This is a genomic window from Pseudomonas sp. M2(2023) (assembly GCF_030263955.1).
GTDB lineage: Bacteria > Pseudomonadota > Gammaproteobacteria > Pseudomonadales > Pseudomonadaceae > Aquipseudomonas > Aquipseudomonas asiatica.
On record NZ_CP127114.1, the window covers coordinates 584984 to 601645 of the forward strand.

Below are 16662 nucleotides of genomic sequence, written 5' to 3' on the forward strand. Positions count from 1 at the left end.
GTTCAAGGAAGGCAATCGCGCCCGGTGGCGCGGCCGGGCTTCAAACCCGGTTGGGGACGGCAGCCGTTCCCGGGCAGGTTCGACTCCCGCTGCCTTCCGCCATTTTCTTTTGCCTGTCAGGGCCTATTCGCGGGTGAACCCGCTCCCACAGGTACCGTACAAGTCTCTGGAACTGTGACGCCCCTGTAGGAGCGGGTTTACCCGCGAAGAGGCCAGAGCAGGTAACAGTCAGGCCCGCTCGCCACACAGATCCAGGGCAAACCACCGCTCTGCCGTTTCGACATCCAGCCCGGCCCCCAGCAACGCAACCATCTTGGCCAGCGCCGCCTCCCGGGTCATGCCCCCGCCACTGACCAGCCCGGCCCCGCGCAAGCGGTTACCCGCCGCATAGGTATCGAACACCACCGACCCCTCAGGGCACTGGCTGATAGCTGCCAGCATCACACCCCGCTGGCGTGCCGTGCTCAGCACATCCAGCAACGCCTGGTCATCCGACGGCCCGGTTCCGCTGCCGTAGCATTCCAGCAGCAAACCCTGCACGCCGCTGCCCAGCAGTGCCTGCAAATGCCCGGCCTGCAGGCCCGGGAACACCGGCACTACCGCCAGGTTGACTGGCTGGCGCGGGTGCTTGTAGCCAAGCTCGGCAGGGATCGCCGTTGCGCGCTCACTGTCACGATGACGCGGCAGCGCGGCAAAGGCATCGAACGCCTCGCTGCGCAGCTTCGACGCCCGGCAGCCATGCAGCAGCTGCCCATGGAAGTACAGCTGCACGCCATCTTCCAGCCCTTGTTCGAACTGGCGCAGTGCGCCGCACAAGTTGCCCCAGGCGTCGCTGTCCGCGCTACCTGCCGGCAGCATCGAGCCGGTCAGCAGCACTGGCACCGGCAGGCCCAGCAGCAGGAACGACAACGCCGCGGCGCTGTAGGCCAGGCTGTCGGTACCATGCAGTACGAGCACGCCATCATGGCCAGCCACCTCTACCGCTGCGACGATTGCATCGCGCATCGCCAGCCAGTTGTGCTGTTGCATGTTGGCGCTGTCGAGCAGCGGGTTCAGTTCCTGCAAGGTCCATTGCACCTGGGGGGCGTCGGCCAACTGGGCAAAGTGTTCGCGCATGCGTGCTTCGAAGCCACCGGCGGGCGCCAGGCCTTCGGGGGTTTCGAGCATGCCGATGGTGCCCCCGGTATAGAGCACGAGGAGATTCTTTACTGCTCGCATGGGAAGTATCCGTAGCGGTGAGCGGAAGAAGGTAAGCCGCCCACGGACGGGGCGGCTGGCAGGGGAGAATATCAGCGTTGAGTCTGGACTTCGCCGACTGCTTTGTCAGTGGCTGTTTCCGCCTGCGGATTGGCAGGCCAGGCATTGCGATCCAGGTCCAGGTCGGCAAACTTGGCCGAGTCGAACACCGGTTGGTCGACGCCCGCCTTGCGCTGGTCGTCGTAGTCGCGCATCACCCGCAGGCCGACCTTGAACAGCAGGGCCAGGGCCACCAGGTTGACGAAGGCCAGGCAGGTCATGGTGATATCGGCAAAGGCGAACACAGTCGACAGGTCCTGCAACGAGCCCCATACAACCAGCGCCAGTACCAGGCCACGGAATACCATCAGTACCACACGATTGCGGCTGAGGAATTGCAGGCTGTTCTCGCCCAGGTAGTAGTTGTAGAGGATGCAGGTGAACACGAACAGCGACAGTGCCACGCTGACGAACACGCGGCCCCAGTCACCAACCACGGCGGCCAGCGAGTTCTGGGTCAGGACGATGCCGTCACCTTCGAAGCCCGGGGTGTAGAAACCCGACAACAGGATCAGCAGCGCGGTGCAGGTGCAGATCACGAAGGTGTCGAGGAACACGCTGAATGCCTGGACAACGCCCTGCGCACCCGGGTGTTTCACGGCGGCCACGGCTGCGACGTTTGGCGCACTGCCCAGGCCCGCTTCGTTGGCGAACACACCACGCTTCACGCCCATGACGATGGCGCTGCCGAGCAGGCCGCCGAACGCCGGGTCGAGGCCGAAGGCACTCTTGAAGATGGTTTCCAGCATGGCTGGCACGTGCTCGATCTGGGTGCCGATCACGTACAGGGTCACGCCGATGTACGCCAGGGTCTTGACCGGTACCAGCAGGTCCGACACCGCGGCGATGCGCTTGATGCCGCCGATGAAGGTGATGGCCAGCAGCACGGCGAGGACGATGCCGGTGTGCTTGGGGTCGAAGGCGAAGGCGTTCTGCAGCGAGTGAGTCACGGTGTACGACTGCAGGCCGATGAAGGCGAAGCCGTAAGTGACCAGCAGCAGGACCGAGAACACGATGGCCATGCTTTTCAGCTTCAGGCCGTGCTGGATGTAGTACGCCGGGCCACCACGGTACAGGCCGTCGCCATCGGCGCGCTTGTAGACCTGGGCCAGGGTGCATTCGAAGAAGCTGCTGGACATACCCACCAGTGCGGTGACCCACATCCAGAACACGGCACCTGGGCCACCCAGGGTCACGGCAATGCCGACACCGGCGATGTTACCGGCACCAACGCGGCCAGCCAGGCTCAGCATCAGGGCCTGGAAGGAGCTCAGCTGGCCTGCCTGGCCACGCAGCGATTCCTTGAACACACCGAACATGTGGCCGAAGTGGCGGAACTGGACGAACCGGGAGCGGATAGTGAAGTAGCTACCCAGCCCTACGATCAGCACAATGAGAAGTTTCCCCGAGAGGAAATCGTTGAGTACTTCGAGCATTGGAAAATGACCTCGATTCTTATTGTTCGTGTGGAAGATCAGCGGACGGCAGGCGCACCGCTATTCGTGGGGCGCATGGTTGGCTATGACAAGAGCGGTTACAATTTCGCGGGTTGCTCTGATTTGGTGCAACTTGATGCTACAATTGCGCCATTCGCGTCACCTGAGTCCCGAGTCATGAGCGATCATTTCGCTACCAATCTTAAACTGGCCTGCAGCCACTACCGCTCTATCTCCGAAGTTTGCCGCCAGCTGTCGATCAACCGCGCGCAGTTCAACAAGTACCTGAGTGGGCAAAGCCGCCCGACGACCTACAACCTCAAGCGCATCGGCGATTTCTTCGGGGTCGAAGATTACGAATTGAATTTGCCACCCGAGCAGTTCAGCCGCCTGATCGGTGCCCGCGTGTCGACCCCGGCCGAGCAGCCTGGCGACCCGATCATTGATCTGTTCCGCCCGTTGCACGCCCACGCGGGGAACCTGTCGCGCTATTGCGGTTACTACCTGGAATATTCCAACTGCATGTCGGTTCCGGGTACGGTCCTGGTGTCATTGGTGCACCTGTGGGAGGAGCGCGGGCAGTTCCTTTTCGAACGCCAGGAACGCCAGGAGCGTTCCAGCGCCACCAACCCCCATGCCGAGGTGCGTTGTCGCTATCTGGGAGCGGCGTTCCAGCTGCAGGACCGGATGTTCCTGGTCGATTACGAGTCGCTGACGTTCAACGAGATGAGCCAGACTATCCTCATCCCCAGTTTCAAAAGCCGCATTACCCGGCTCAACGGCCTGAAGGCCGGCGTATCCAGCGGAGACCGGCGAAACCCGGCCTGCACTCGGGTTGTGTGGGACTACCTGGGAGAGGAGATCAATCGCATCAATGTCTACCGGCAGGTAAAACTGTACCAGCCGGATGATCCACGCATAGATGACGATGTGCGTGAGCGCCTCAGCGTGGGGCCGTTGCGTAACAGTCTGTTCGAAATCGAGTGATGCTTTTTTCAGAGAACAAGTTGATGTAACCACTCGCCAACAGGGTTGCCTGGGTCGAGCAGCAACTTGATTGCCATGATGCAGCAAACACAGACCAGCAATGGCTTGATCAGACGGGGGCCAAAGTGTACTGCGCAGCGTGCGCCCAGTTGAGCCCCCACAAAAGCAGCGAATGCCATTGCCAGTGCCAGCGGCCAGATGATCGCCCCGCTCAGTGAAAAGACTGACAACGCGCCCAGGTTACAGGCTGCGTTCAAAAGCTTGCTTGTGCACACGGCTTGTATCAAGTGCTGGCCCAAGAGGATCACGCAGGCCAGCATGAAGAACGAGCCGACGCCAGGGCCGAAGATCCCGTCATAAAAGCCAATGATTGGTGCAACCGTAATGCAGAACAGGCTGGTCGATATCTTTGCCTTGCGCGCTTGTTCATTCGGCTTTGGACTGAAGGCAAAGTAGGCGGCTATCAGGATCAGCAGAGGTGGAACGCACGCCTGCAGAACGCTTTTGGGCACGTAAGTTATCGACAAGGCACCCAACGCCCCTCCGATAAACGACATGACAGCCATTGGACTGCCTTGTCTCCAGTCGATCATGCCTTTGCGGGCGAAGGCGCACGTAGCCGAAACCGTAGCCGAAGCCGCCTGGAACTTGTTGGTGGCAATTGCCGCCAAGGGTTCGATACCGGCAATGAACAACACCGGGAGCGTGATCAGGCCCCCGCCACCGGCGATAGCATCGAAAAAGCCGGCCATCAGTGCCACCAGTGCTAGGGTCAGAACAAGCGTTAAATCTAATTCGATCATTGCGTGTTTTCCTATGATCAGCCACGCACCAGCAGCGGGTCTTCAGCGAGCACCAGCGGTTCGGCGAAGGGGGAATATCCGAATTGACGGATAAGCAGGCGCCGGTTGTCCTGAACCATGTCGCGGCCGTGCAAGGCTCGGCTGTTGTTGATCAGCAGTGCGGTGTCAGGCTGCAGGACAAACGCCAACGGTTGTGTGGTATCCAGTATTTTTTGAAAGGAGTCGAAAGCGCGCGCAGCAGCGCTGCAGGCGCGTTCATTCAGACTGAAGCGATAGCAATTGTAACGAACAGAGAAACCACCATTTGGCTCGAATTGCAGTATTGAAACTGCTTTGCCTGCATTGCCTTGTCCGTGACCGAAGCAGTCACTGCGGGTGAAGTCGAAAGACGCTGAAGTCAGTGCAAGTGTGCCCATGCTACCCAAGCGTTCAATGATTCCCCGGAGCGGGAAGACATGCGTAGGTTCATTGGCGGGGTTCCAGCGCGCAGTCAGAATCAGTGCAGAGGGAGCAGGGGAGTGAGCGTTGCTGGAAATTGTCGAGCAGTTGTAGGGCGCTTCAGTGTGCGGCCCCAAGCGCAAGCCCGCATGCGAGCTGGTTTCAACTTTCAGGCAGGGATCTTCGTCGAGTCGCGGAATGCGGCCACCGCCCTTGAAGTTGCCTACCAGGCGAACCTGCTTACCCTCGTTATCTATATCGAAGGCGAAACTGCGGTGGCGCACGAGCTCCAGCAGTAGTTGATTGCGTGAGGCAAGGTATTGGCAGCGTGGGTTTTGCGCCAGGGCGGAAATGTGGGGCAGATATTCTGGTATTGGCTCGTCGGCACAAGGCATATGCCTGTACATCAAGGCAGATAGCTGGCCTTCACTGAAGCGTTGTAGCAACCCACGCTGTTCCACGCTCAAGGCTTGCTCGAATTGATCGGCAAATATACGAGCCTGAAGTGCTACTCCTTTGGCCTCTGGGCCACCCAGGTCAGCAATTGTCTGGCTTGCAAAGGCTATGGCTTTGCTTTGCTCCGGGCTGAAATCCAGGTATGCAGCTTCCGAGTGAGGCATTGAACGTTCCTTGTACTTGTTTTTGTGAAGCTCCCCGGCTGGCAAGTGGGGGAGTCAACTATTCAATGCGGTTGTGCTGTTGCGCGGAAGTCAGCTCGTTCCTGGTATGTCGTAGGAGATTTCTGCGTGTTGCGGTATTGAACGGTGGAACTTTGAATTCAGTACCGCCTGTGGCATCGAACGGGTCCGGTGTTGGACTTCCCCGCCCGGAAACCGCAAAATGACCCCTTTCCTTCAATCAACCTCTCCGGATCTGCTGACTCTATGCGTATGCGCCTAATGCTGTTGGGTGGTGGCAATGCCCTCGGGCAAGCGCTGATTCGTCTTGGGGCCGAGGAGGACATCGCATTCCTGGCTCCGCGCCCGCCCGAGAACGGCTGGACGCCGGCCAGCCTCACCCAGCTGCTCGACGATCATCGTCCCGATGCACTGGTCAACCTGGCCTATTACTTCGACTGGTTCCAGGCCGAGTCGGTCAGTGAGCAGCGCCTGGCCCAGCAGGAGCGGGCTGTGGAGCGGTTGGCAGAGCTGTGCCAGCACCACCAGATCACCCTGGTTCAGCCATCCAGCTACCGGGTGTTCGATGGTTCTCGGGCCACGGCCTACAGCGAAAAGGACGAGCCGGTACCGCTGGGCCTGCGTGGCCAGGCCCTGTGGCGCATCGAGCAGAGCGTTCGCGCGGCTTGCCCGCAACACGTGCTGTTGCGCTTTGGTTGGCTGCTCGACGAAAGCATCGACGGGGCGTTGGGCCGCTTCCTGACCCGCGCCGAGCAACCCCAGGAGCTGCTGCTGGCCGATGACCGGCGTGGCAACCCTACGCCAGTCGACGACGCCGCCCGGGTGATCCTGTCGGTGCTCAAACAACTCGATTGCAGTGCGCCGCTGTGGGGCACCTACCATTACGCCGGCAACGAGGCGACCACGCCGCTGGCGCTGGGCCAGGCGATCCTCGCCGAGGCAGGCCAGTACCGGCAGCTGGCCGTGCAGGCGCCGACGCCGCAGGCACATGCCGCACGGCCGGATGCCAGCGAAGAGCCGCAGCACGCGGTACTGGCCTGCAAGAAAATCCTTCATACCTTCGGCATCAAGCCGCGCGCCTGGCGCGCCGGCTTGCCGCCTCTACTGGACCGGTTCTACCGCCATGGCTGACGCCCCCATCCTGATCACCGGCGGTGCCGGCTTTATTGGCTCCCACCTGTGCGATGCGTTGTTGGAGAAAGGCTACGCCGTACGCATTCTCGACGATTTCTCCACTGGCCAGCGGGGCAACCTGCAGGTTGACCACCCTCGGCTGGAACTGGTTGAAGGCGATGTCGCCGATGCCGAGCTGGTTACGCAGGTTACGGCTGGCTGCAGTGCCGTGGTGCACCTGGCAGCGGTGGCCTCGGTGCAGGCCTCGGTCGAGGACCCGGTGCGGACCCACCAGAGCAATTTCATCGGTACCCTCAACGTGTGCGAAGCCATGCGCGTGCATGGGCTGCGCCGGGTGCTGTTCGCCTCCAGTGCGGCGGTGTATGGCAACAATGGTGAAGGCGAGTCGATTGCCGAAGACACCCCCAAGGCGCCGCTGACCCCGTATGCCGTGGACAAGCTGGCCAGTGAGCAGTACCTGGACTTCTACCGTCGTCAGCATGGCCTGGAGCCGGTGGTGTTCCGCTTCTTCAATATCTTCGGGCCGCGCCAGGACCCGTCATCGCCGTATTCCGGGGTGATCAGCATCTTCTCCCAACGTGCTGTGCAGGGTTTGCCGATTACCGTGTTCGGTGATGGTGAGCAGACCCGGGACTTCCTTTACGTGGGCGACCTGGTGCAGGTGATGGTGCAGGCGCTGGAGCAGCCGCAGGTCGAGGAGGGCGCGGTGAATATCGGCCTCAACCAGGCCACTTCGCTCAACCAGTTGCTGGCAGCGCTTGAGAAGGTGGTGGGTAGCTTGCCGGCGGTCAGCTATGTGGCGGCACGTTCGGGTGACATTCGCCATTCGCGGGCGGATAACCAGCGCTTGTTGGCGCGGTTCGAGTTTCCGCAGGCGACGCCGATGGTCGAGGGCTTGTCGCGGCTTCTGGGTAAGGGCTGAAATTCTTGGTGGCGCTTTGCGCCCCTATCGCGACACAAGGCCGCTCCTACAGCTACCGCGCAACCTCGGCCTGGCGCGATCGCTGTAGGAGCGGCCTTGTGTCGCGATGGGCTGCGCAGCAGCCCCAGAATCACTCATGCCGCACCACTTTTCGCAGGCAATCCCCTGCCGCCAGCACCCGCCCATCCCGGGCCCGCACCTGCAGTGTTTCCAGCGCCTGCCCCGTATCACTATCCACCAACTCCGAACGCACCTCGCCCGCCTCGAACAGAAACCGCTCCCCCCACTGCCTCAAGCCAACCACCACCGGGAACACCGATCGCCCTTTCTCGGTCAGCACATACTCCTTGTAGGCACTGCCATCCGACGCCGGCTGCAGCGTCAGCAGCCCACTCTCCACCAGCCACTTCAGCCGTGAGGCGAGGATGTTCTTCGCCAGCCCCAGGTTCTTCTGGAATTCACTGAAGCGCCGCAGCCCATCGAATGCGTCGCGCAGGATCATCAGCGCCCAGCGGTCTCCCAGTACCTCCAGCGCCCGGGCTACGGGGCATTGCGCATTGTTTTCATCGAGCATGGACGGGGCCTTTCGTGATCATCTGGTTGCAGATTAAAACCACATTTGCTAAATAGCCAGTATGTGGTTTCAATTCGAAACCAGATTGACGAGACCAGCCCGATGAACCCTGCACTGACACGCTGGATAACCCTGCTGCTGGCCATTACCAGCGCCATGGCTGTGGCGACAGTGTATTTCGCCCAGCCTCTGCTCGAGTCGATGGCCGCTGACCTTGGCGTGGCGCAGCAGCAGATCGGTTGGGTAGTTGGCGCGACCCAGGCGGGCTACGCCCTGGGGTTGTTGCTGATCGTGCCGTTGGGTGACCTGATCGACCGCAAGCGCCTGCTGCTCGGGCAGTTGCTGTTCTCGGCCCTGGCGCTGGTTGGGGTAGGCATGGCGCCCAACTGGGCGCTATTGCTGCTGGCCCTGGCTATCACCGGGCTGATGGCGGTCATGGTGCAAGTGATGGTGGCGCATGCTGCGAGCCTTGCCGCCCCCGGCCAGCAAGGGCAGGCCGTGGGCACCGTCACCAGCGGCATAGTGCTGGGCATTCTGCTGGCGCGGCTGGTCTCGGGCGGGCTTGCCGACCTGGCTGGCTGGCGCAGCGTGTACCTGTTTACCGCAGGGTTGTTGATGCTGCTGGCCCTGGTGCTGTGGCGCAGCCTGCCCGTGGGGCAACCGGTGTCGCTGCGGTCTGGCTACCGGGCGCTGATCGTTGCCCAGTTCAGGCTGTACCGGCACGACCGGCTGCTGCGCCAGCGCGGGTTGTTCGGCGTGTTGATCTTCGCTGCGTTCAGCGTGCTCTGGAGTGCCATGGTCATGCCCCTGAGTGCCGAGCCACTGGAGCTGAGCCATACCGCGATCGGTCTATTCGGCCTGGCGGGTGTTGCCGGCACATTGGCGGCAGCGCGCGCCGGTCGCCTGGCCGACCAGGGGCTGGGTGAGCGCACCACTGGGGTAGCGCTGATTCTGCTGGTGCTGTCATGGCTGCTCACGGCCTTCGTCGGGCATTCACTGATGGCCTTCGGGTTGGGCGTGCTGATGCTGGACTTTGCCGTGCAGGCGGTGCATGTCACCAACCAGAGCCTGCTGCTGGCTGGGCGTGGCGCAATGGCCAGCCGTTTGATCGGCGCCTACATGTGCTGCTATTCGCTTGGCAGTGGAGTGGGGGCAGTGCTGGCGAGCTGGGTGTATGCCCATTGGGGTTGGGCAGCGGTGTGTGGGCTCGGGATGGGCATCAGCGCGGTCGCGCTGGGGTACTGGTTATGGCTGCAACGCGCGAGGGCGGCCGAAGCCGCCCTGCAGTGTTCAGGTCAGAACTTGTAGCCAAGGCCGACCATGTACACCCATGGGTCGACATCGACGTCGACTTTGGTCTTGCTGTAGCCCAGTGCGGACGGGCCGTCGACGCTGGCCTTGGTGTCGATGTCGACGTACCAGACCGCGGCGTTGACCAGCAGGTTGTCGGTGATCATGTAGTCCATGCCCAGCTGGCCGGCGAAACCGACCGAGTCCTGCAGCTTCAGGTTGCTGAAGCCTTGCTGCTTGCGGGCGCTGCTGAGGTCTTCATCGAAGAACAGGGTGTAGTTGATGCCGACACCAGCGTACGGCTGGAACTTGGAGGTCGGTTCCATCGGGTAGTACTGCAGCGACAGGGTCGGTGGCAGCTGCTTGATGTCGGCCAGCTTGCCGTCCAGGCCGCCGCCCAGGCCCTTGACGCCAACGGTATGCTTGAACGGGGTGGCCGCCAGCAGCTCCAGGCCGACATGGTCGGTGAGCATATAGGCGAAGGTCAGGCCCAGCTGGGTGTCGCTGTCCAGGGTTGCCTTGGTGCCCGAGACTTTGTTGCCGTCGAATTTCAGGTCGCCGCTGCTCTCGTTGGGCGCGGTGGTGATCGCGCCGGCACGGACGATGACATCGCCTGCCTGGTGGGCGTTGGCAACAGGGGTAGCGAGCGCCAGGGCCGCGAGGGCGGCGCTGAGCAAGGACTTGTTCATGGAAGCTCCCAGAGGACGTGAGTAATCGAGTAGTCCAATGGTACGGATGCGTCTGAACGGAAAGTTTGACCCAGCTCAACGAAGCATCGCCACAAATTCGAAATAGTTCTCATCTCAGCTCATAAGCGTATATTTTCTCGGCTTCCATCTGGTAGCCGGCATCGGCCAGTTCGCTGCTGGAGGCTCTAACCTGAAGCTTTCCCTCGATCCAGTAGGGCTGGTAGAGGTCTTCAATGCGAACGCCCATTTCACTGAAGATGTGCACAATCTGGTTCGACGGTGGCGGTGGCACGTGGATGCACGCGCCGTAGTAGGGGACCAGCAGGAATTCGGTGGTGCGGCCTTCTTCGCTCACCTCCAGCGGTACGATGTAGCCGGGCAGTTTGATCTGCTGGCCGTCGAGGATTTTTACCACTGGTGCATCGGGGGCCTGCTGGCGCGCCGGCGGGGCGGACTCGGCGGACAGGGCGTTGCTGAGCTGCGACATGTCGTGCAACGGCGCGAGTTGGGGCGGGATGACCGGGGCGCCTTCGGGGATGAGGGCGGGCCAGTCAAGTTCGCGGGGTTCCGAGGCCCAGGTGGGCGATGCCAGCGAAAGCAGCATGACCAGTAGTAGTTGTACTGCCTGTACTGGCCTCTTCGCGGGTGAACCCGCTCCCACAGGTCCTGCATAGGCTTTGAAGCTTGTGGTGGACCTTGTGGGAGCGGGTTCACCCGCGAAGAAGGCAGTGAGGTATTGGATCATTGCACGCCCTCAGAGGTGAATGGACAAGCCGTCGGCCAGCGACTGCCGATAGGCCCGCCACGCCGGTACGCTGCCCATCAACAGCGCAGCTCCCAGGATGATAGCCAGCAACGTCCATTCATGAGCACTCGGCATGGCCAGCGGCAAGTACAAACCATAGTTGGCCTGCACATACCCTTGTGCCAGGGCGATTCCCGCATACAGCAAGCCAAGCCCTGCAGCGATCCCTACCGCCGCCAGCGACAGTGCCTCCAGCACCAGCAGCCCTGCGATATGCCACGGCCTGGCACCAACCGAGCGCAATATCGCCATCTCCCTGCGGCGTTCATTGAGGCTGGTGAGAATCGCCGTAAGCATGCCGATCAGGCCGGTCAGCACCACGAACAGCGACACCACGAACAACGCCTGCTCCGCGGTGCCCATCAGGCTCCACAGCTCCTGCAGGGCTACCCCGGGCAGGATCGCCAGCAACGGCTCGCTGCGGTATTCATTGATCTCCCGCTGCAGGCTGAATGTCGCGATCTTGCTGTTCAGGCCGAGCATGAACGCAGTGATGGCGGCAGGCTGCAGGTCCATGGTCCGTGCCTGCTCGGCGCTGATACGCCCGGCGCCACGGGCCGGCACACCGTTGTGCCAGTCGATGTGGATGGCTTCCATGCCGCCCAGGCTGATATGCAGCGTGCGGTCGACCGGTGTGCCGGTGCGCTTGAGCACTCCGACTACGGTGAACGGCTTGTCGTCGTGCTTGACCAGGCTGATCGCGGCCACGCCGTGGGCAAGCACCAGCTTGTCGCCCAGCTTGTAGTGCAATGCCTCGGCCACTTCGGCACCCAGCACCACCTCGAACGGATCATCGGCAAACGCGCGGCCATGGCTCAATTCCAGGTGCTGGCGGCGGCCGTACTGGTAATGGCTGAAGTAATCACCGGTAGTGCCCATCACTCGATAACCACGGTGCGAGTCGCCCAGCGAGATAGGGATGGCCCATTCCACCCGCGGGTCCTTGGCGTAGTGCTCATAGCTGTCCCAACGGATGTTGTTGGTGGCGTTGCCGATGCGGAACACCGAGTACAACAGCAGGTTCACCGAGCCGGAGCGGGCGCCGACGATCAGGTCGGTACCGCTTATGGTGCTGGCGAAGCTGGCCCGGGCCTCGGTACGGACCCGCTCCACGGCCAGCAGCAGGCACACCGACAGGGCGATGGCGAAGGCGGTGAGTAATGCGGTGAAGCGGCGGTTGGCCAGGCTGGCCAAGGCAAGGCGGAGCAGGTACATCAGGCCTCCCGGGACTTGGCGGCGCGGTTGAGTTCGGCCAGCGACAGGTGGCGGTCGAACAGCGGCGCCAGGCTCTGGTCGTGGCTGACGAACAGCAGGCTGGCACCGGCGGCGCGGCATTCATCGAACAGCAGGCGGATGAACGCTTCGCGGGTGTCGGCATCCAGCGCCGAGGTCGGTTCGTCGGCGATCACCAGTTCGGGTTGGCCGATCAGTGCGCGGGCGGCAGCGACCCGTTGCTGCTGGCCTATCGACAGGCTGTCGGCGCGGCGGGCGAGCAGGGCGGGGTCGTCCAGGCCCAGGTGGGCCAGCAAGGTGCTGGCTGCCTGGTTGACACTGCCATGGCGTTGCTCGGCGCGGGCCTTGCGGCTGCGCGAGAAGCGGCAGGGCAGCTCGACATTTTCGCGTACCGAGAGGAACGGCAGCAGGTTGAACTGCTGGAAGATATAACCGGTGTGGTCGACCCGGAAGCGGTCACGGGCGCCTTGGCCCAGGCGCCCGAGGTCCTGGCCGAGCAACTGGATGCGGCCCTGGCCTGGTACGTTCACCCCGCCCAGCAGGCCCAGCAATGTGGTCTTGCCACTGCCACTGGGGCCCTTGAGAAACAGGGCTTCGCCAGCCTCCAGGCGGAATGCCGGAATATCCAGCAGCGCCGGCTGGCCGGGCCAGGCAAACACCAGGTCATGCAGTTCGATCAACGGCTGGCGCATTCAGAACGCGACCGCAGCCTTGGCTGGCGTGGCTTCCGCGCCTTTCTGGCCATTGGGGCCGATCAGTTGAACGGTGATTTTCTGGGTAGCCGGGAACGCCTTGAACAGCGGAGCGAGGTCCACCTGCGCCAGTTTGTCGGGGTCGGCGCAAGTCAGCTGGTAATGGGCGCCGATGTCGCTGTGCTGGTGGCTGTGCTCGTGGTCGTCACCATCGTCGTCGGCTTTCGGGGCATCACCGAACAGCGGGCTTTCCAGTTCCTGCTGGTCTTCCTTGCAACCGGCAGCGGCGGGCAGGCCGAACAGCTTCAGTGGCTGCTCCAGCTGCTGGCGCACCGCCGCGACCTTGGCCTTGTCGGCGTCGCTGTTGGCGGCGTGTTCGAAGCCGACCAGGTTCATTGCCGGGCTGTCCAGCTCCAGCTCCAGGGTGTTGCCATCGAGCACGGCATTGAGCTTGGCCACGCCATGCTCGTGGGCGCCGAGGGTGCCGTGGTCGTGATCATGGTCATCATCGTGGGCTTGGGCCACGGCCAGGGGCAGCAGGGCGAAGGGCAAGGCGAGCAACAGGCGACGCATGGACGACTCCGGAGCGGGCGGGAAGATCGGGTTATGTTATAACAACTTTTCCGTGTGCTGCCAGCCTGCGTGGCGCAGGTTTCATGTTGGGGTAGGATGGTGGCATTGACTTGGGTTCAGGGAATGCAGCATGAGAATTCGTGGACAGATTGGTGACTGGCCTGTGGATCTGACCATCGAGCTGGCGCCTGAAGAGTGGGCGCAACTGGGGCGGCGGATCGAATTGCCTGCGGTGGCACAGACCGCAACAGCGGAAACCGTGGCGACAACTCGTCAGGATGACGGGCAATGGACTGCGGCACGTGAGGTGTTGCGCCTGGCAGGGCAGATGAGCGGGCCGGAATTGCTGGATCGGCTGGAAGGGCTGGCTGGGAGTACGGCGGCGGGTAAACGGCTGCTGGTGCGCTTGCGGCATAGCCGTGAAGTCAAGGTGGAAAGTGGCGTGGACGCGCCGGTGTATCACTGGGTGGGATAAATCTGTATTGCCTGTGCTGGCCTCGTTCGCGGGCATGCCCGCGAACGAGGGCAAAGCCCTCGCAATAGGCCTAGGGTCAGAACATCGCCGCCGATAACTTGCGACGATACACGCCGACCAGCGGGTGATCACCGCCCAGCAGCTCGAACACCTGCAGCAACGCCTTCTGCGGCAGCCCGTTCTCATAACCACGGTTACGCTGGAACAGCTTCAGCAACCCTTCCAGCGCCGCTTCATATTGCTGGCGCGCCAGCTGCTGCACGCTCAGCTGATAAGCCGCTTCATCATCCTGCGGGTTCTGCGCCAGGCGGCTTTTCAGGTCAGCCACTTCCGGCAGACTGGCGGCCTGGCGCAGGAAGGTCAGTTGTGCCTTGGCGCCGGCCAGTGCAGCTTTGTGCTCGTCAGTCTTGACCGCATCCAGCACCACCTGGGCTTCACCCAGCTCCCCGCGCTCGGCCAGGCAACGGGCATACAGAATCAGTGCCTCGGCATTGCTGTTGTCCTCACCCAGCAGTGCCTGCAACAGTGCTTCGGCCTCGGCAAAACGGCTTTCGGCAAAAAGTCCCTTGGCCTGCTCCAGCGGCGAGGCGGTAGGCGCGGCAGGCAGTTGCACGTGCGGCTCGAGCATCGCGCGGATCGCCGATTCCGGCTGCGCACCGGCAAAACCGTCCACCGGCTGGCCGTCCTTGAACAGCACCACGGTCGGCAGGCTGCGGATGCCGAACTGGGCAACTACCTGTTGCTCCACGTCACAGTTGATCTTGGCCAGCAGCAACTCGCCCTGGTAGCCCTCGGTGATCTTCGCCAGCAGTGGCATCAGTGCCTTGCACGGCGCGCACCACTCGGCCCAGAAATCCACCAGCACCGGTTTGTGGAAGGAGTTCTCGATAACCAGTTGCTGGAAGGTGGCATCGGTAGCGTCGAAAATGTATGGCGTGTCTTGGGTCATCGCGACTCTCGCAAACTCGTGGATAACACCACTATAAAGTGTCGCGGCTGGCGTGGTACAGGCTGACCCGGCGGAATTCGTGCGGCTCGGCCAGGTCTGGCAGGGTGAGCGCTTCCAGCACGCCCAGTTGTTGATACAACGGGTGGCTGAAGTCGCGTACACGCGAGTCGGCCACCAGCGCCTGGCGCCCGCGGCCGAGGAAGGCATCCAGCAGCGGCAGGTTGGCGCGGTCGTACAGCACGTCGGCAACCAGGATCAGATCGAAGCGATCGTCCTCGGCGAAGAAATTGCTGCTGTAACCCAGTTCCACCCCGTTCAGCGCGGCATTTGCGCGGCAGGCATCGAGTGCCAGCGGGTCGAGGTCGCAGGCCACCACTTCCAGCGCACCGGCGCGGGCGGCGGCAATACCGGCGATACCGGAGCCGGCGCCAAAGTCCAGCACGCGCTTGCCGGCTACCCATTCCGGGTGCTCGGCCAGGTAACGGGCCATGGCCAGGCCGCTGGCCCAGCAGAAGCTCCAGTAGGGCGGTTCTTCAAGAATGCGCCGGGTCTCTTCGCTGCTGAAGGCGCGGTCCATGTTCTGGTCGTCGATCAGCCACAGCTTGAGGTCGCAGCCGGGCAGCTCGCTGACGACAAGACGCGCTTCGCCGATCAGGCTGCTGAGGGCCTGTTGCAGGGGCTGTTGTAGGGAGACTGGCGCCACTTACGGCGCCTTCTCGAAACGCAGCGGGCCGATGGCCTGGGTCTGGGCCTGGGTAATGCGCACCGGCGGCAGGTGCATGATCAGCTGGCCAGAGCTGCTGGCGCGGCCGCGCAGCTCGACCCGGGCACCGGCGGGGAAGGCCTCGGGGTTGAAGCGCAGTTGGTAGGGCAGGGCCTGGCCGGTGCCAGTCAGGTTGCTGCTGGCCAGCAAGCGTTGTGGGCGGTCGCGTTCGTCGATGACCAGCAAGGCCAGCTCCACGTCGGCACCGGCGGGGATTTCCAGCAAGGTGCCGCTTAGCTCGCGCTGGTAGGCCGGCAGCGGGCCCAGTACTGCGGCCGGCTTGGCCGTGCGGGCTGGCGTGGGTGCCGGAGGGGTGTCGGGCTTCGGCCTGTCGCTGCCGCAGGCGGCGAGCAGGGCGGCGCAGCACAGCACGACGAGCGCTCGGTAGTGCATGGGGTAGTCCTTCACGGGCAGATTTCCCATGGATGTTAACCCCTTTGGCTTGTCTTGCCAGTGGGATGCGCTACCATGGCCCTCCCTTTTTTTGTTGCCTGCCACCATGCACTGTCCCTTTTGCGGTGCCAACGACACCAAGGTCATCGACTCTCGCCTCGTCGCCGAGGGCGAGCAGGTGCGCCGCCGCCGCGAATGCGTCGCCTGCGGCGAGCGCTTCACCACCTTCGAAACCGCGGAGCTGGTGCTGCCCCGGCTGATCAAGCAGGACGGCACGCGCCAACCCTTCGACGAAGAAAAACTGCGCGCCGGCATGCAACGGGCACTGGAAAAGCGCCCGGTCAGCGTCGAGCGTCTGGAAGCTGCGCTGGCGCATATCAAGAGCCGCCTGCGTGCCACCGGCGAGCGTGAAGTCAAATCGCTGGTGGTGGGTGAAATGGTCATGGCCGAGCTGCGCAAGCTCGACGAAGTGGCCTATATCCGTTTTGCCTCGGTTTACCGGCGCTTCCAGGACCTCGACGAGTTCCGCGAAGAAATCGACCGCCTGGCTCGCGAGCCGGCTAAAGAGTGAT

19 protein-coding genes and 1 tRNA gene are annotated in these 16662 nt (G+C 62.8%); 7 read left to right on the plus strand and 13 right to left on the minus strand.

Going from position 1 to position 16662, the window contains the following annotated elements; translation table 11 throughout:
* The first annotated feature begins 6 nt into the window (after positions 1 to 6).
* A tRNA-Sec gene (locus tag QN085_RS02675) sits at positions 7 to 102 on the plus strand.
* Between the two features lie 126 nt (positions 103 to 228).
* On the opposite strand, the gene QN085_RS02680 is transcribed toward QN085_RS02675, so the two are convergent.
* Together QN085_RS02680 and QN085_RS02685 are read right to left on the minus strand one after the other, a co-directional pair.
* A complete protein-coding gene (locus QN085_RS02680) occupies positions 229 to 1218 on the minus strand; it encodes an asparaginase (protein WP_024086175.1) in 990 nt (329 codons plus the stop codon).
* Between the two features lie 71 nt (positions 1219 to 1289).
* Positions 1290 to 2732, minus strand: coding sequence for an alanine/glycine:cation symporter family protein (locus QN085_RS02685; RefSeq protein WP_013970656.1), 1443 nt, complete (start codon positions 2730 to 2732; stop codon positions 1290 to 1292).
* A gap of 177 nt (positions 2733 to 2909) precedes the next feature.
* Here QN085_RS02685 and QN085_RS02690 point away from each other — a divergent pair, with 177 nt between their 5' ends.
* Complete coding sequence (locus QN085_RS02690; protein ID WP_041506285.1) at positions 2910 to 3719, plus strand: helix-turn-helix domain-containing protein; 810 nt, start codon at positions 2910 to 2912, stop codon at positions 3717 to 3719.
* Between the two features lie 8 nt (positions 3720 to 3727).
* Here the strand turns inward: QN085_RS02690 and QN085_RS02695 are convergent, their stop codons facing one another.
* Positions 3728 to 4522, minus strand: coding sequence for a TSUP family transporter (locus tag QN085_RS02695; RefSeq protein WP_013970658.1), 795 nt, complete (start codon positions 4520 to 4522; stop codon positions 3728 to 3730).
* 17 nt (positions 4523 to 4539) lie between these two features.
* On the minus strand, positions 4540 to 5580 hold the full coding sequence (locus QN085_RS02700; RefSeq protein ID WP_013970659.1) for a Fe(II)-2OG oxygenase family protein: 1041 nt from the start codon (positions 5578 to 5580) through the stop codon (positions 4540 to 4542).
* Positions 5581 to 5844: 264 nt separating this feature from the next.
* On the opposite strand from QN085_RS02700, the gene QN085_RS02705 reads away from it, so the two are divergent.
* Positions 5845 to 6729: a sugar nucleotide-binding protein gene (locus tag QN085_RS02705; protein WP_024086179.1), complete on the plus strand. Its 885-nt coding sequence runs from the start codon at positions 5845 to 5847 to the stop codon at positions 6727 to 6729.
* Complete coding sequence (locus QN085_RS02710; RefSeq protein WP_023662675.1) at positions 6722 to 7654, plus strand: NAD-dependent epimerase/dehydratase family protein; 933 nt, start codon at positions 6722 to 6724, stop codon at positions 7652 to 7654. Before QN085_RS02705 ends, QN085_RS02710 begins: the two co-directional genes overlap by 8 nt.
* Before the next feature lie 130 nt (positions 7655 to 7784).
* On the opposite strand, the gene QN085_RS02715 is transcribed toward QN085_RS02710, so the two are convergent.
* Positions 7785 to 8228: a winged helix-turn-helix transcriptional regulator gene (locus QN085_RS02715; protein WP_013970662.1), complete on the minus strand. Its 444-nt coding sequence runs from the start codon at positions 8226 to 8228 to the stop codon at positions 7785 to 7787.
* Between the two features lie 102 nt (positions 8229 to 8330).
* On the opposite strand from QN085_RS02715, the gene QN085_RS02720 reads away from it, so the two are divergent.
* The gene (locus QN085_RS02720) at positions 8331 to 9536 is read left to right on the plus strand and encodes an MFS transporter (protein WP_038408604.1); all 1206 of its coding nucleotides are present in this window, start codon (positions 8331 to 8333) and stop codon (positions 9534 to 9536) included.
* Here QN085_RS02720 and QN085_RS02725 read toward each other — a convergent pair.
* The 5 genes from QN085_RS02725 to QN085_RS02745 all read right to left on the minus strand — a co-directional run bounded on the left by QN085_RS02725 (position 9524) and on the right by QN085_RS02745 (position 13510).
* Positions 9524 to 10207 (minus strand): OmpW/AlkL family protein, encoded by a 684-nt coding sequence (locus QN085_RS02725; protein WP_013970664.1) that lies wholly within the window; start codon positions 10205 to 10207, stop codon positions 9524 to 9526. The genes QN085_RS02720 and QN085_RS02725 overlap by 13 nt on opposite strands.
* Positions 10208 to 10316: 109 nt before the next feature.
* Positions 10317 to 10811 (minus strand): DUF3299 domain-containing protein, encoded by a 495-nt coding sequence (locus QN085_RS02730; protein WP_041506284.1) that lies wholly within the window; start codon positions 10809 to 10811, stop codon positions 10317 to 10319.
* A gap of 150 nt (positions 10812 to 10961) precedes the next feature.
* On the minus strand, positions 10962 to 12227 hold the full coding sequence (locus QN085_RS02735) for an ABC transporter permease (RefSeq protein WP_023662663.1): 1266 nt from the start codon (positions 12225 to 12227) through the stop codon (positions 10962 to 10964).
* Positions 12227 to 12937: an ABC transporter ATP-binding protein gene (locus QN085_RS02740; protein WP_041506283.1), complete on the minus strand. Its 711-nt coding sequence runs from the start codon at positions 12935 to 12937 to the stop codon at positions 12227 to 12229. The genes QN085_RS02735 and QN085_RS02740 overlap by 1 nt, the downstream gene beginning before the upstream one ends.
* Complete coding sequence (locus QN085_RS02745) at positions 12938 to 13510, minus strand: DUF2796 domain-containing protein (protein WP_013970668.1); 573 nt, start codon at positions 13508 to 13510, stop codon at positions 12938 to 12940.
* 130 nt (positions 13511 to 13640) lie between these two features.
* Between QN085_RS02745 and QN085_RS02750 the strand changes: the two genes are divergently transcribed.
* Positions 13641 to 13985 (plus strand): hypothetical protein, encoded by a 345-nt coding sequence (locus tag QN085_RS02750; RefSeq protein ID WP_023663079.1) that lies wholly within the window; start codon positions 13641 to 13643, stop codon positions 13983 to 13985.
* A gap of 76 nt (positions 13986 to 14061) precedes the next feature.
* Here QN085_RS02750 and trxA read toward each other — a convergent pair whose 3' ends face one another.
* From trxA to QN085_RS02765, 3 genes are read right to left on the minus strand one after another with little or no spacing between them, the layout of a single operon-like run.
* Positions 14062 to 14934 (minus strand): thioredoxin, encoded by an 873-nt coding sequence (gene trxA / locus QN085_RS02755; protein ID WP_013970670.1) that lies wholly within the window; start codon positions 14932 to 14934, stop codon positions 14062 to 14064.
* A gap of 31 nt (positions 14935 to 14965) precedes the next feature.
* Positions 14966 to 15637, minus strand: coding sequence for a class I SAM-dependent methyltransferase (locus QN085_RS02760; protein ID WP_023663080.1), 672 nt, complete (start codon positions 15635 to 15637; stop codon positions 14966 to 14968).
* Positions 15638 to 16090 (minus strand): YbaY family lipoprotein, encoded by a 453-nt coding sequence (locus QN085_RS02765; RefSeq protein WP_024086181.1) that lies wholly within the window; start codon positions 16088 to 16090, stop codon positions 15638 to 15640. It abuts the gene before it with no gap.
* Positions 16091 to 16196: 106 nt separating this feature from the next.
* On the opposite strand from QN085_RS02765, the gene nrdR reads away from it, so the two are divergent.
* Positions 16197 to 16661 (plus strand): transcriptional regulator NrdR, encoded by a 465-nt coding sequence (gene nrdR / locus QN085_RS02770; protein ID WP_003255402.1) that lies wholly within the window; start codon positions 16197 to 16199, stop codon positions 16659 to 16661.
* Position 16662: the final 1 nt, after the last annotated feature.

Excerpts from the sequence above, each read along its gene's own strand:
- QN085_RS02680 (WP_024086175.1), bottom strand. The coding sequence starts at position 1,218 with ATGCGAGCAGTAAAGAATCTCCTCGTGCTCTATACCGGGGGCACCATC.
- QN085_RS02685 (WP_013970656.1), bottom strand. The coding sequence starts at position 2,732 with ATGCTCGAAGTACTCAACGATTTCCTCTCGGGGAAACTTCTCATTGTG.
- QN085_RS02690 (WP_041506285.1), top strand. The coding sequence starts at position 2,910 with ATGAGCGATCATTTCGCTACCAATCTTAAACTGGCCTGCAGCCACTAC.
- QN085_RS02695 (WP_013970658.1), bottom strand. The coding sequence starts at position 4,522 with ATGATCGAATTAGATTTAACGCTTGTTCTGACCCTAGCACTGGTGGCA.
- QN085_RS02700 (WP_013970659.1), bottom strand. The coding sequence starts at position 5,580 with ATGCCTCACTCGGAAGCTGCATACCTGGATTTCAGCCCGGAGCAAAGC.
- QN085_RS02705 (WP_024086179.1), top strand. The coding sequence starts at position 5,845 with ATGCGTATGCGCCTAATGCTGTTGGGTGGTGGCAATGCCCTCGGGCAA.
- QN085_RS02710 (WP_023662675.1), top strand. The coding sequence starts at position 6,722 with ATGGCTGACGCCCCCATCCTGATCACCGGCGGTGCCGGCTTTATTGGC.
- QN085_RS02715 (WP_013970662.1), bottom strand. The coding sequence starts at position 8,228 with ATGCTCGATGAAAACAATGCGCAATGCCCCGTAGCCCGGGCGCTGGAG.
- QN085_RS02720 (WP_038408604.1), top strand. The coding sequence starts at position 8,331 with ATGAACCCTGCACTGACACGCTGGATAACCCTGCTGCTGGCCATTACC.
- QN085_RS02725 (WP_013970664.1), bottom strand. The coding sequence starts at position 10,207 with ATGAACAAGTCCTTGCTCAGCGCCGCCCTCGCGGCCCTGGCGCTCGCT.
- QN085_RS02730 (WP_041506284.1), bottom strand. The coding sequence starts at position 10,811 with ATGCTGCTTTCGCTGGCATCGCCCACCTGGGCCTCGGAACCCCGCGAA.
- QN085_RS02735 (WP_023662663.1), bottom strand. The coding sequence starts at position 12,227 with ATGTACCTGCTCCGCCTTGCCTTGGCCAGCCTGGCCAACCGCCGCTTC.
- QN085_RS02740 (WP_041506283.1), bottom strand. The coding sequence starts at position 12,937 with ATGCGCCAGCCGTTGATCGAACTGCATGACCTGGTGTTTGCCTGGCCC.
- QN085_RS02745 (WP_013970668.1), bottom strand. The coding sequence starts at position 13,510 with ATGCGTCGCCTGTTGCTCGCCTTGCCCTTCGCCCTGCTGCCCCTGGCC.
- QN085_RS02750 (WP_023663079.1), top strand. The coding sequence starts at position 13,641 with ATGAGAATTCGTGGACAGATTGGTGACTGGCCTGTGGATCTGACCATC.
- trxA (WP_013970670.1), bottom strand. The coding sequence starts at position 14,934 with ATGACCCAAGACACGCCATACATTTTCGACGCTACCGATGCCACCTTC.
- QN085_RS02765 (WP_024086181.1), bottom strand. The coding sequence starts at position 16,090 with ATGCACTACCGAGCGCTCGTCGTGCTGTGCTGCGCCGCCCTGCTCGCC.
- nrdR (WP_003255402.1), top strand. The coding sequence starts at position 16,197 with ATGCACTGTCCCTTTTGCGGTGCCAACGACACCAAGGTCATCGACTCT.